The sequence below is a fragment of the bacterium genome, assembly GCA_035308905.1.
GTDB lineage: Bacteria > Sysuimicrobiota > Sysuimicrobiia > Sysuimicrobiales > Segetimicrobiaceae > DASSJF01.
Genome location: DATGFS010000015.1, coordinates 1 through 12,663 on the forward strand (window position 1 = coordinate 1; position 12,663 = coordinate 12,663).

Here is a 12,663-nt window from a genome sequence, read left to right on the forward strand (position 1 = left end):
AGGCGATCGGCGCCATCGGCATCCTCCGGGACATGCGCGAGCTCGACAAAGCCCGCGCCTACGCGGAGAGCCTGATCAAGAACGCCCCGGACCCCGTGTTCGTCTCCGACCTCGAAGGCAAGATCCTAGAATCCAACGACGCGGTCTCGCAGCTCCTCGGGTTCCGCCGAGACGAAGTGATCGAGCAGTCGCTCTCCCGGTTCATCTCGCCCGAGGAGACCCGCGAGTTCCTCGCCGCGCTCCGCGAGGTCGTCGAGCGCGGCGTGATCCGGAACGTCCGCCTCAACCCGCGGTCCGCGACCGGCGAGGTCATTGCGACGACGCTCAACGCCTCGGCCCTGCGCGACTCGGACGGCAAGGCGATCGGCGCCATCGGCATCCTCCGGGACATGCGCGAGCTCGACAAAGCCCGCGCCTACGCGGAGAGCCTGATCAAGAACGCCCCGGACCCCGTGTTCGTCTCCGACCTCGAAGGCAAGATCCTGCACACCAACGACGCGGTGTCGGAAGTGCTCGGCTTCCGCCGAGACGAGGTGATCGAGCAGTCGCTCTCCCGGTTCATCTCGCCTCAGGAAACCCGCGAGTTCCTCGCGGCGGTCCGCGAGGTCGTCGAGCGCGGCGTGACCCGGAACGTCCGCCTCAACCCGCGCGCCGCCACCGGCGAGGTCATTCCGACCGGTCTCAACGCATCTGCCCTTCGTGATTCCGACGGTAAGGTGATCGGCGTCATCGGGATCCTCCGCGACATGCGCGCCTACGAGCGCGTCGTCCGTGACCTCGAGAAGTCGAAGCTCGAGCTTCAAGAAAAGATCCTCGAGCTCGAGAAATTCGAAGAGGTCGTCGTCGGTCGCGAGATCAAGATGATCGCGCTCGAAAAAGAGGTGGAGCGGTGGCAGAGCGAAGTGGAGCGGCTGCGGGGCGACACGCAGCAGTAGGGGTGGACGCCCGCCCGGCAGGAGGCCGCGCAGTGGCCGGAGGTCCCGCGCCAGACGGGGCAGCGCCACAATCGGCCGCGCCCGCCGTCCCGGGGGGCAACGGCAAAGCCTCCTGGCAGGCAGGAAGTCCCGCGAGAGACGGGACGCCGCCGGCGCTGTCCGCGGCGGAGCACGCGCGCCTCCTCGAACGGATCGCCGACCTGGAAGGGCGCCTGCGCCAGCGCGACGAGCAGCGCCGCGCGATGCTGCACATCATGGCCGACCTCCACGACGTGAACCGCCGGCTCGGCGACCAGCGCAAAGCGATGCTGCACATCCTGGTCGACTACGAGCAGGACCGCCGCCGCCTCGCTCAGCAGACCGAGCGCCTCGACAACTCGCGGCGCGCGCTGCTGCACATCCTCCAGGACTCGCACCGTTCCAACCTCCGGCTCGGCCAGGCGCGGAGCGCGATGATCCACATCATGGGCGATCTGCACGAGATGACGATGGAGATGCAGCGCCGCGAGCAGGACCTGCGCGACAAGCAGGAGCAGCTCGTGCAGGCCGGCAAGCTCGCCACGCTCGGCGAGCTCACCACCGGCGTCGCCCACGAGCTCAACAACCCGCTCAACAACATCGGCCTGTTCATCGGCAACGTGATCGACCAAATCCGCCTCGGCGGGATCGACCGGGATATCGACCTCGAGCACGTGGCGCACGACCTCGACCGCGCGACCGCACAGGTCCGCAAGGCCACCGAGATCATTTCCCATCTGCGTACGTTCGGGCGCACGGCGCCGGTCAGCCGCGAGCCGGTCTCGGTGAACGAGGTCATCATGCACGCGCTGTCGCTGATGCAGGAGCAGCTGCGCCTGCGGGACATCGAGGTCGTGCTCGATCTCGCGCCGGAGGCCCCGATCGTCGCGGCCAGCCCGATCCAGCTCGAGCAGGTTTTCATCAACCTCCTCACCAACGCCCGCGACGCGCTCGGGGACACCCCGTCCGAGTCCCTGCCGACGGGCGCGCGGCGGATCGAGATTCGCAGCAGCCTGCGGCCCGGCTGGGCCGACGTGCTCGTGCGCGACACGGGGCCCGGGATTCCGCCCGGGCTCGAGCGCCGGATCTTCGACCCCTTCTTCACCACCAAGAGCGTGGGGAAGGGGACCGGCCTCGGCCTCGCAATCACGTACGGGATCCTGAAGGACCACGGGGGCTCGATTACCGTCGTCCGGCAGCCCGAGCCGGGCGCGGCGTTCCTCGTCCAGCTGCCGCAGCTGCAAGAGTCCGTGCTGGAGCCCTCGATTACATGACGCCGCCCCGCGTCCTCGTCGTCGACGACGATGCCGCGTTGCTCGAGGCGCTGCCCGAGACGATTCGCCTGCGCATGCCGGGCACCGCCGTGGAAATCTGCGCGTCGGCCGCGCCGGCCCTCGAGCAGATCGCCGCGGTCGATTACGACGCGATCGTGAGCGACATCAAGATGCCCGGCATGGACGGTCTGACGCTGCTGTCCCGGGTGCGCGGCCTCCGTCCGGACACGCCCGTACTCCTGATCACCGGCCACGGCGAACACGACCTCGCGATTCGCTCGCTGCGCGCCGGCGCCTACGACTACGTGCAGAAGCCGATCGACCGCGAGTATTTCATCGCCTCGCTCGGCCGCGCCGTCCAGGTGCGGCAGCTGCGGCGCCAGATCAGCGATCAGCAGCACGCGCTGTCGCGGCACGCCGGCCGCCTCGAGGAGACCGTCCAGGAGCGCACGACGGAGCTGCGGCAGACGGTCGAGCAGCTGCGGGCGCTGACGGACGTCGCCGCGGCCATTCACGGCGCCCGCGGCGTCGACGAGGTGTTGAAGTCGGTCGTCGACGCGGCCTGCCGCCTGTCGGGCGCGAGCCTGGCCACGGCGGGCTTTTACCGCGGCGACGATCAGGCCGCCATGCTGGCCGACCCGGGGCGCTGGGCCACCGCGATCGCGCCGGAGAGCGTCGGCCTGCGGATCCCCCGGGAGGACGTCGTCGGGATCTTCGCGGCGATCTGCGGCATCGAGCACGGCCCCGTCGACCTGCCGGCCGCGACCTTCGCGCCGCTCGCGCGGGCCGCGGCGAACGGCGACGGACCCTGGTCGTCGTTCTTTGCGCTCCCCGTCCGCGGACGGCTCGGCCAACCGCTGGGCGCGATGGTGCTGGCGCGGCCCGCCGGCCGGGTGTTCACCGCCGAAGTGCGCGTGCAGATCGAGGCGGTCGCGCTGCAGGTTGCGGTCGCGCTTGAGAACACGCTGCTCTACGAGCGGGCGCGCGGCACGGCCGAGACCCTGCAGCGCAGCCTGCTGCCGGAGCGCCTGCCCGACATTCCCGGGGTCGTCCTCTCGGCCCGGTATTTGCCGGGGAACCACGAAGCGGTCGGCGGCGACTGGTACGACGTGCTGACGCTGCCGAACGGACACATCGGGCTCGTCATCGGAGACGTGGCGGGGCGGGGCGTGTGGGCGGCGGCCGTCATGGGGCAGTTGCGCAACGCGCTCCGGGCCTACGCTCTCGAAGGCAACCCGCCGGCCCTCATCGCGGAGCGCCTGACGCGGCTCGTCGACGACCGGACGATGGCGACGCTCGTCTACCTGATGGTCGATCCGGAGACCCGGGCGATCCGGTACCTGAACCTCGGCCATCTGCCGCCCCTCATCGTGGGGCCGGAGGGCGTCACGCGCCTCACCGCCGGCGCGCCGCCGCTCGGCGTGCGCGGGATCGCGTACCGGGAGGACACCGCGACGCTCGCTCCGAGCTCGACCATCATGGTCTACACGGACGGGCTCCTCGAAGTCCGAGGCCAGAGCATCGACGAGGGGTTCGCGCGCGTGACGGAGGTCCTGCGCCGGTGCGGCGACGCGCCCGTCGACGATCTCGTCGACCGCGTGCTCGCGTCGGCGCTCGCCGGACGGACGTCCGAGGACGACGTGGCGCTGGTCGCGCTGCGGCTCTCGCCCCTCAGCCCGGAGCGCCTGGACATCCGGCTGCCGGCGGTGCCGGCGTCGCTGGCGCAGATGCGGCAGACGCTGCGGCGCTGGCTCAAGTCGGCCGACGTGGCCCCGGAGGAGGCCTACGACGTCATGACGGCGATCAATGAAGCCTGCGCGAACGCGATCGAGCACGCGTACGGCCCAACCGACGGATTGTTCGAATGCGAGGTGGCGCTGGCCCACGGCATGCTGACCGCCACGGTCCGCGATATCGGCCGGTGGCGCACCGCCCGGGGACAGTACCGAGGCCACGGACTGAAACTGATGGAGGCCCTTATGGGAGAGGTTCAGGTGGTGCAGGGTTCGACCGGAACGGCGGTACAGATGCGCAAACGAATCGCCCACGCGGCGGGAGGCGCATCTTTGGCCCTGGGCCCACGGCGTGAACCAAGGATGCCCGCAGGCCCAGAAGCGGCCGGCGGCGCCGCGCCGGACGGCGGACGGGTCCACGTATGACGACGGCCGTGGAAGTTCGGATGACGGAAGAGGCCGGCATTCCGGTCGCGGCGCTCGACGGCGAGATCGATCTCGCGAACGCCGCGGAAGTGCGCAGCCAGATCTTCGGGATGGTCTCCAACACCGCGCCCGGCCTCGTCCTCGACCTGAGCGGGGTCACCTACCTCGACAGCCGCGGCGTGCAGCTCATCCTCGAGCTCGCCGAGCGCCTCAAGATGCGGCATCTCAAGTTCCGCGTCGCGATGCCGGAGAAGTCCCTGATCCGGCGGATCTTGTTGTTGACCCACGTGGACGCGGTGGTGCCGCTGGACACGAGCGTCAATCAGGCGCTGACGATGATGCGGGAAAGCGCCTAGCGTCTCAGCGCGGCGCGCCGGGAGCCACGGCGACGGCGTCGCCGCCGGCGGCTTTCACCTCGTACATCGACCGGTCCGCCGCGCGCAGCACGGCTTCGATCGTCCGCCCGTCCTCAGGAAAGCTCGCGACGCCGAGGCTCACGGTCACGAGCACCCCGGCGCCGTCGGCGCCGCGCGGAGGCAGTCCGGCGTCCGCCGCGACCCCGATCCCGCGGCGGATCCGCTCCGCCATCTCCGCCGCCTCCGCCTTCGTGGTCTGCGGCAGCAGCACCACAAACTCGTCGCCGCCGTAGCGCGCGACGACATCGATGTGCACGCGGTGCTCCTGGAGGAGCACGCGCGCGACCTGCCGCAGCGCGTCGTCCCCGCGCAGGTGCCCGTGCGTGTCGTTGTACAGCTTGAACCGGTCGACCTCCACCATGATCACCGAGAGCGGGGCCCCGTACCGGATCGCCCGCGCCAGCTCGCGCTCGAACGTGGCCCACAGCATCCGCCGGTTCGGCAGGCCCGTAAGCACGTCGGTGGTCGCGAGCGTGCGGGCCTCCTCGTAGTTGCGCGCGTTTTCGATGGCGAGCGCGGCGTAGCCGGCGAGGGTCGTCAAGAGCTCGAGATCCGCCGAGGTCAGGACCGGCTCGACGCTCTCGATCATGATCACCCCGGCCACCGCGCCGCGGCTCGTGATCGGCGCGGCCGCGAGCTGCGTGACCATGGGGTGCGAGGGGATGTAGTCCGGATCGCGGCGGACGTCCAGCACGAGCGCCGGCTGCCCGGTGCGCGCGACCCGGCCCACGATGCCTCGGCTGGCCGGAATCCGCTCGGGCGCGCCGGCATACCCGCGGTCCGCGGCCAGGTGCAGCGAGTCCGCCTCGAGGAGCCGCAGCGAGACGCGGGGATAGCCGAGCGAGGAGTGCAGCTCGTCGACGAGCCCGCCGAAGACCTCGTCCGCCGCCAACGACGTCGCGACCCGCATGAAGGCCCGGTTCAGGAGCGTGAGCTGGTGCGCGCGCCGCTGCGAGTCGCGCAGCAGCTCGGCGTTCCGAGTCTGCAGCTGCTCGGCCCGGGCGAGGTTCTGTTGCGATTCCCGGTACAGCCGCAGGTAGTTGACGACGAGCGCGGCCTCGGCCGCCAGCATCGCGACCGTACGCTCCTGCGCCGGGATGAAATAGTCGGCGATCGGGTGCACCATGCCGAGCACGCCGACGAGATCGGGGCCGGCGGTCAGCGGTGCCAGCATGACGCTGCGCAGCGGTTCACCCGACACGGCGGGCGCCTCGGGCACGCTGCGGGTGTAGTCGGCGATTCGTGTGAGCCGCACCGACGCGTCGGGGCGCGGGCCCCACATCTCGCGCGTCACGGTGTCCGCGAGACGCTGGGCGGCCGCGCGATCGATTCCTCTCGACGCCGCGACCTCGAATTGCCCGTCCTCGTTCCGCAGCGCGACCCACAATCCCGCCGGGGTGGCGAGGCGATCCAGCAGACCGGCCAGCCGCTTCAGGAGCTGATCCAGGTCGGCCGCCTGCACGAGGTCGGTCACGGCCGAATAGAGATGGAAGAGCTGCCGGTTGGTTTGGCGATGCGCGTCGTAGATGAGGAAGACCACCCCCGCCACGACCGGCAGGAGCAGCACGTATTCGAAGTTCGGCGGCGCCGTCGGCACGCCGAGGGCGATCAAGACGAGCAGGAGGCCGAAGCATCCGAGGGCGGCCGTCGCGGCGAAGCGAATCGAGGCGTTCCCGACCAGGACGGTCCACACCGGCAGCGCGCGCCGCGTCGCCGAGTAGAGACTCACCAGGACGTGGGTCGCGACCGCGTAAACCGCGACGCACGCGAGCGCCGCCGGGACCACGCGCGCCGGAGCGAGCGCCGGGTGCGCCGTGTCGACCCAGAGCCGTCCGGACGCGACAAGCGACCAGGCGCGCCCGGCCAGCACGAGCGCGACCGCGCGCTGGCTCGCGTTGAAGAGGAGCGTCGCAGGCGGCCGCCGGTGCCGGAGAGGAATGGCGATTTGGCCGAGCGCCCCGCACAACGCGGCGTAGCCGGGACCGATCAAGAGAATGGCCGGCAGCGTCGCGACGGAGCCGAACGACACCGATCCCGCGTACGGCAGGGTGAGGTTGCCGGATTCCGCGGCAAAGCAGAGTAGTGCGATTGCGCCGAGCAGCAGGGGAGGGGGAACGGGCTCCGCGCGCACCGCCGCGGCGGTAAGCAATACGCCGCCGGCGAGCGCTCCCCAGCGGGTCGCGTGGTACACGAGCATTCGGTTCATCGAGCGTTCATGCCGGCGTCCGGCTCACGGCGTGCACCACGTCCCTCCGCTTGCGGCCCCAAGCCTATGTTAAGGCGAGATTCTTGCATCATACTGCCCCAGAATCTCCTCCATCAGACCCAGGAGCCGTGAATCCAATAGTATCGACCGGCTGCCGCAGCCGCCAATAGAAGGTCGTGATGCCGGCGAGCACGGTGACGATGCCGGCAAGCCGCGGCCACGTCATCGTGTCGGCCAGCAGGGCAACGCTGAGGATCACCGTGACGACCGGCTCGAGCATGCCCAGCATCGCCGTGCGGGTCGCGGCGAGCGTCCGCAGCGCGATCAGCACGAGAAACGACGCGATCGACGCGGTGCACGCCGATGCGACGATCGCCGCCAGCGCCGGCGGCGCGAGCGGCGCCAGCGACGCGTGCGTCGCGGCCACGGCGATCCAGTACACTGCCGCGGAGCTCAATTGGATCACGGCGAGCATCATGACCGGCGGCACGTCGCGCACGACGCGCCGCTGGATGACGAGATAGGACGCCGAGGCGAGCGTCGCCGCGCCGAGGACGACAAAACCGAAGGTGTGCCCGGCGTGCGGGGTCGCGCCCCCGACGAGGACCGCCCCGGCGACGATCGCACCCAAGATGAGGAGATCCCCCCGGGCAAGTTGCTCGCCGAGCGCGAGCCGCTCCATCCAGGCGACGTGGACCGGCGAGGTGTTGACGATCACCGACGCGGTCGACGCCGGCAGCAGGGACAAGGCGTAGAAGTACGAGTACACCTGCGCCGGGACAAAGGTCGCGCCCAAGATCACGAGCGCGCCGAGCATGCGGCGTTCCACGGCCGCCACTTGGCGGAACGCCAGCGCCGCGGTCCAGAACAGCGCCGCCGCGATGCTGACACGCCACGTCATGAGGACAAGCGGCGTCACGCCGTAGCTGTAGGCGATCTTCGCCAGGATCGGCGAGACCCCGTAGAGGGACGCGGAGATCAGGATGAGGATCGCGGCCATAGGCTTCGCGGTACTTTAGAATACGGTATGAGCGCGTCGAGCGCCTCGTCGACCCGGCCCGCACCGGCTCGATCGGCGAACATCCGGGGACGCGCGGCGATTGCGCGACGGCCGAGAACCACGGGGGGCTTCACCAATGGGTCCACTCGGTTTCCCGATGAGCGTTCCGCATCTGAACCCGGTCCTGCTGACTGCGTTGATCGTATGGTCGCTGATTTGGAAGGGCTTCGCGCTGTGGAGAGCCGCCCGGGCGGGTCAGGCGGCATGGTTTATCGTGCTGCTCTTCGCAAATACCGCCGGGCTCCTGGAAATCGTCTACCTGCTGTTCTTCGCGCCTCGTCCACATCCATCCACCGGGTGAGGGGAGATCCTGGCGTGCGGCTTACGCGCGACGGGGGCTCGGATCGTCGAGTCGCTCCGCGCGCTCTCGCGGGTCGCACCCCGCGGTGACGATCACGGGGCGGAGGTACACGTCGTTCGTAACCACACGGGGTCCGCACGTGCGCGAGATCCGCTCCAGAATCGCGACGGCCAGCTCAGGCCACGGCTTATGAAAGCTGAACGGATGCGGCGCGTTCGGATCCTGGACGCCCTTGACCCAGATCGTCGCGCTCATGCCTTCGTAGCCGCGTGCCGCATCGACGACCTCCGCGTCCCAGTCCTGTCCCTGTCTGCCCCGATAGCGGACAACATATCCGGGGAGCGATTCAAGGATCGTTCGGAGTTCGTTGGGGGACGGCCAACGGCTTTGCCGGTAGTCTGGAGGTACGTCCACGCCCTCCGCTTTGAGCCAATCCAGCACCGGGGCATCGAACACGAACGACACAACGATGATCCCCATTAGACACCCCGAATTGATGCCCGGCGCGCCGGCGCCCGCGCTGATCCTCTTGGTGAGGATAGCGGCGCTCTCCGCCAAAGTCCATTCCACCGCCAACCACCGGTAGGGGGAGCGCGCGATAGGAGATCCCGACGAAACAAAGAGTAGTGAAACGGTTGGCACAGCGGAAGATACGCGAGCGGGGTGCCGGATGCGTACAGGAGGACGCCGTTTCATCCAGGTAGTGCTGCTCTCGGTACTGTTGGCGGCGGGCACGGCGGCCGCGACCCCAATCACGACATTGGTGGTCACGGTTCTTGGCTCGTCGGCCCTCGATGCGCCGATGGTCGTGGGCATTGCTCGAGGCATCTTCGAAAAGTATGGTCTAAAGATCCAGGTGAGTACCGCAGCGAGCGGTTTCCAGGCCCTGCGGCAGGTTGCTGATGGCTCCGCCCAGATTGCCGGGGCAGCTGGGACTGCGATTGCGCAAACGATAGGCCAGGGCGTACGCTTAAAGGCCGTTGTTGTATCCAACGGGGATGCCACAGGGAAGGTGCCAACCGACTCATACGTCGCCGTCGTCGCCCGCGGGGCGAGTGGCATCCGTGAGGGCCACCTGGAAGACCTGCGCGGGAAGAAGGTCGGCGTCCGCCGCACAAGCGACTTTCACCAGTATTTGTTCTTCGCGCTTGCCGCCAAGGGCCTTGATCCTGTCAGTGTCGTCACACTCGTGGATACTGCCGACCTGTTCGGCGCGCTCCGGAGCGGAACGGTGGACGCCATAGTGTCCCCGGAACCGGGTGCCTCACGGATCCTTCGGGCGACGGACGGCGCGTTTGTCGTTCAACGGGGAGGGGGTTATATACAGTTCCTGGAGCTACGAGTGGTACGTGCCGAATACCTCGCGACGCATCCGGGGACGATGAAGCGTTACACCACGGCTTTCGCGGAAGCCGCCCAATTTGTCCGGACCCATCCCGACGAGACGACGGACATCATGGTCAGGCAGCAGCTCAAGGGCGTCCCACGGGAGCTCGCGCGGGCTGCCGTCGGATTGCTACACCCGGACGTGCGCATCTCCAAGGTCACGGCTGCGGCGGCCCAGGCGGGCTCCGACTTTGCCGTCAAGATCGGTGCATTGAGGCAGGCGCCCGCGTTCCAGGAGATGTTCGACCTCAGAATCCTCCGCGAGGTCGAACGCGAGCATCCAGAGTTTTTCAATGATTTGCCGCCGATCCCGAACGCCTTGAAGCTATAGGCGTCCCTCGGCAGGGGAGTTGGGCACGTCCTCAGCCCCTGGCAAGACCGCGTTTGCTAGGCCTTGCCGTCTAAGGGATAATTAGCTTCTACATCACATAACGGCAATTCTAACGCCTAACATCCTGGGGAAAACGGCCCGAAATGCGGCCCTACGGCCGCGACTGTAGTATCGTGACGGCTGGAGCGCTTGGTGCCCTAAGCCGGTGCGGCGAGGCCGAACGGCCGGGCCGTCAGCCGAGCCAGAACCCGGCGCGGTCTTTATCGCTGTCCGTCCACGTAATCGGCTTCCAGTCGGGATCGAAAATCAGGTATCCGGCGTCGCCGAACAGCTCCACCTCGTTCCCGCCGGGCTCATTCACGTAGAGACAGAGCGCCTGACTGATTCCGTGTTTGCTCGGCCCCCGGACGATCTGGATGCCGTGTTCGCGGAACATCTCGGCGCTGTCCCACAGATGCTGCGGATAGCCGTACCAGTAGCAAATGTGGTTCAGGCCGTCGGCGGGTCTGCGCATGACCGCGATTTCGTGGACGAGCGGGCTGACGCTCAGCCAGACGGCGCCCTCGCTGCCGTCATCGTGGACGCGCCGTTCGCGCAGCCGGAAGCCCAGTCGGTCCATCAGAAATTGGCGATTGAGGCTCACGTCGACGGCATTGACGTTGATGTGGTCCAGGCGGCGAACCGGCACCCCGGTGAGCGGCCGCTGCTGCGGGCGGTTCAGAAGCCGGCTCTTCGCCCGACCGGGAACCTGATAGTACTCCACGTCCCAGAAGAGCTCCATGCGGTGTCCGCCCGGGGTCGTGAAGCGGTAGGCCGGTCCGTGTCCGAGATCGCCGTCGGACCAGCCGCCGCCCAACCCGGCCGCGTCGATCGCCTGCACCCGCCGCTCGAGCGCCTGCGGAGAAGTGCTGCGCCACGCGGCGTGCCCGAGCCCGGGGGCCGCGGCTTCGGTGATCTTGAGCGAGTGATGGTAGAACTCTTCGTACGCGCGCAGGAAAATCGACTGTCCTTCCCGCGCCGTCTCCTGCATGCCGAGCAGATCCTTGAAGAACCACAGCGTGCGCTCGGGGTCCGGCGTGAGGATCTCCACGTGCGCCAGCTGCGCAACGTCGAAGATCGGCTCAGGAGCGGCCATCGGTCCACCTCCCCATGCGGCTGGGAGAGCGCCGGTCGGCGGCACCGTTCCGGCCTAACGCAAGAATATCCTGTGCAGCGTCCGCGCGCGCACACTACTCCGGTCGTGCGCTGCGGCGCGGCCCGCGGCGCGACGCGATTGCCAGGTCAGACCCCCGCGGCCGGCGCGGCGTGTCCCCGCAGGCGAAAGGCGAGGCTCAGCATGAGCACGCCAAAGAGGATCGCGTAGAACCCAATCAGCCACAGGAGCGCGAGCGCACCGGCCCCCGGACGTACGATCAGCAGCACCCCGAGGATGATCGAGGCGGCTCCGCCGAGGAGCAGCAGCCACTCGTTGGCGAGGTGGCCGCGGAGGCGGAAACCCGCGATCAACTCGAACACCCCGGTAACGAGGGCCCACGCCGCGATCAAGTAGAGCAGCACGATGGCCGTGATCCCCGGCACCACGAAGGCGATGATGCCGGCCACGATGCCGGCGATCCCCTCGACCAGCAACCACCCCCACCGATTGTGGGCTTCCGCGGCGCGGACCGCCGCGGCCACGCCGAAGACGCCGTCGATCAGCGAGTACGCGCCGAACAGGAACACGAGCGCGAGCAGCGTCAGCCCGGGGTTAATCAGCGCGATCAGTCCGAAGATGATCGCAAACACCCCGCGAAGCGCGAGCGCCCACCAGTTCCTGGCCAGCACCTGGACCATCCCGGATCCTACGCTCATCGTCCCACCCCGCTCCCTAGACGTTGTGGCGTGCGAGTCAGACCGCGGTGACCAAGATTAGCGCGAAGCCGTCCCAGCCTTTGGCGCCGACCGTTTGGATCGCAGTGGCGGCCAGACGCGGGTCGGCGGCGATCAGGGCGTTGAACCGCCGCACGCCCTGCGCGTCGGGATCGGCGGTCGTGGGATCCGCCACCGCGCCTCCGCGCACGACGTTGTCGGCGACGATCAGCGTGCCGGGCCGCGACAGTTTGAGCGACCACTCCAGGTAGCCGGGATTATTGCGCTTGTCGGCGTCGATGAAGACGAAGTCGAAGGGGCCCATACCTTCCGCCGCGAGCCGGGGCAGCGTCCCCAGCGCCGGTCCCACGCGCACGTCGACGATCCCGGCGAGCCCGGCCCGGGCAAGGTTGGCGCGGGCGAGGTCCGCGTGGCGTGGATCGGCCTCGAGCGTCACGAGACGGCCGCCCGGCGGGAGCGCCCGCGCCAGCCAGATCGTGCTGTAGCCGGCAAGCGTTCCGATCTCCAGAATGACGCGCGCGCCTTGCATGCGGGCCAGCAGGTGCAGCAGCTTGCCTTCGTTCGGCGAGACATCGTGCGACGGCAGCCTGGCGGCCGCGCGGGCCGCGGTCGCCGCATCCAACGCCGGGTCGGACGCGACGAGCACGTCGCAGAGGTACTGATCGACCGCGGTCCACTGCTCCTGGTTCATCACGTCACCCGAAGCGA

General features: G+C 68.9%; 12 protein-coding genes. 6 read left to right on the forward strand and 6 right to left on the reverse strand.

The genetic code is table 11. From position 1 onward, the window contains the following. From VKT83_04550 to VKT83_04565, 4 genes are all read left to right on the forward strand, one after another. Window positions 1–935: PAS domain-containing protein (locus tag VKT83_04550; protein ID HLY21719.1), on the forward strand; the 935-nt coding region annotated here is incomplete at its 5' end. Window positions 936–967: 32 nt separating this feature from the next. Next, a complete protein-coding gene (locus tag VKT83_04555; protein ID HLY21720.1) occupies window positions 968–2,227 on the forward strand; it encodes an ATP-binding protein in 1,260 nt (419 codons plus the stop codon). Continuing rightward, complete coding sequence (locus VKT83_04560) at window positions 2,224–4,386, forward strand: SpoIIE family protein phosphatase (GenBank protein HLY21721.1); 2,163 nt, start codon at window positions 2,224–2,226, stop codon at window positions 4,384–4,386. The genes VKT83_04555 and VKT83_04560 overlap by 4 nt, the downstream gene beginning before the upstream one ends. Next, a complete protein-coding gene (locus VKT83_04565; protein ID HLY21722.1) occupies window positions 4,383–4,742 on the forward strand; it encodes an STAS domain-containing protein in 360 nt (119 codons plus the stop codon). Before VKT83_04560 ends, VKT83_04565 begins: the two co-directional genes overlap by 4 nt. A gap of 4 nt (window positions 4,743–4,746) precedes the next feature. Here VKT83_04565 and VKT83_04570 read toward each other — a convergent pair whose 3' ends face one another. Together VKT83_04570 and VKT83_04575 are read right to left on the reverse strand one after the other, a co-directional pair. Beyond that, window positions 4,747–7,008: a diguanylate cyclase gene (locus tag VKT83_04570; protein ID HLY21723.1), complete on the reverse strand. Its 2,262-nt coding sequence runs from the start codon at window positions 7,006–7,008 to the stop codon at window positions 4,747–4,749. Between the two features lie 88 nt (window positions 7,009–7,096). Continuing rightward, window positions 7,097–8,008, reverse strand: a complete 912-nt coding sequence (locus tag VKT83_04575; GenBank protein HLY21724.1) for a DMT family transporter — start codon at window positions 8,006–8,008, stop codon at window positions 7,097–7,099. Window positions 8,009–8,144: 136 nt separating this feature from the next. Between VKT83_04575 and VKT83_04580 the strand changes: the two genes are divergently transcribed. Next, complete coding sequence (locus VKT83_04580; GenBank protein HLY21725.1) at window positions 8,145–8,369, forward strand: DUF5652 family protein; 225 nt, start codon at window positions 8,145–8,147, stop codon at window positions 8,367–8,369. Between the two features lie 21 nt (window positions 8,370–8,390). Here VKT83_04580 and VKT83_04585 read toward each other — a convergent pair whose 3' ends face one another. Continuing rightward, on the reverse strand, window positions 8,391–8,939 hold the full coding sequence (locus tag VKT83_04585; GenBank protein HLY21726.1) for a hypothetical protein: 549 nt from the start codon (window positions 8,937–8,939) through the stop codon (window positions 8,391–8,393). Between the two features lie 133 nt (window positions 8,940–9,072). On the opposite strand from VKT83_04585, the gene VKT83_04590 reads away from it, so the two are divergent. Next, window positions 9,073–10,086, forward strand: coding sequence for an ABC transporter substrate-binding protein (locus VKT83_04590; protein HLY21727.1), 1,014 nt, complete (start codon window positions 9,073–9,075; stop codon window positions 10,084–10,086). Between the two features lie 232 nt (window positions 10,087–10,318). Here the strand turns inward: VKT83_04590 and VKT83_04595 are convergent, their stop codons facing one another. From VKT83_04595 to VKT83_04605, 3 genes are all read right to left on the reverse strand, one after another. Further along, window positions 10,319–11,221: a catechol 2,3-dioxygenase gene (locus VKT83_04595; GenBank protein ID HLY21728.1), complete on the reverse strand. Its 903-nt coding sequence runs from the start codon at window positions 11,219–11,221 to the stop codon at window positions 10,319–10,321. Window positions 11,222–11,367: 146 nt separating this feature from the next. Further along, window positions 11,368–11,937, reverse strand: coding sequence for an HdeD family acid-resistance protein (locus VKT83_04600; protein ID HLY21729.1), 570 nt, complete (start codon window positions 11,935–11,937; stop codon window positions 11,368–11,370). A gap of 37 nt (window positions 11,938–11,974) precedes the next feature. Further along, window positions 11,975–12,646: an O-methyltransferase gene (locus VKT83_04605; protein HLY21730.1), complete on the reverse strand. Its 672-nt coding sequence runs from the start codon at window positions 12,644–12,646 to the stop codon at window positions 11,975–11,977. Between the last annotated feature and the right edge of the window lie 17 nt (window positions 12,647–12,663).

Excerpts from the sequence above, each read along its gene's own strand:
- VKT83_04560 (HLY21721.1), top strand. The coding sequence starts at position 2,224 with ATGACGCCGCCCCGCGTCCTCGTCGTCGACGACGATGCCGCGTTGCTC.
- VKT83_04580 (HLY21725.1), top strand. The coding sequence starts at position 8,145 with ATGGGTCCACTCGGTTTCCCGATGAGCGTTCCGCATCTGAACCCGGTC.
- VKT83_04575 (HLY21724.1), bottom strand. The coding sequence starts at position 8,008 with ATGGCCGCGATCCTCATCCTGATCTCCGCGTCCCTCTACGGGGTCTCG.
- VKT83_04595 (HLY21728.1), bottom strand. The coding sequence starts at position 11,221 with ATGGCCGCTCCTGAGCCGATCTTCGACGTTGCGCAGCTGGCGCACGTG.
- VKT83_04600 (HLY21729.1), bottom strand. The coding sequence starts at position 11,937 with ATGAGCGTAGGATCCGGGATGGTCCAGGTGCTGGCCAGGAACTGGTGG.
- VKT83_04570 (HLY21723.1), bottom strand. The coding sequence starts at position 7,008 with ATGAACCGAATGCTCGTGTACCACGCGACCCGCTGGGGAGCGCTCGCC.
- VKT83_04565 (HLY21722.1), top strand. The coding sequence starts at position 4,383 with ATGACGACGGCCGTGGAAGTTCGGATGACGGAAGAGGCCGGCATTCCG.
- VKT83_04605 (HLY21730.1), bottom strand. The coding sequence starts at position 12,646 with ATGAACCAGGAGCAGTGGACCGCGGTCGATCAGTACCTCTGCGACGTG.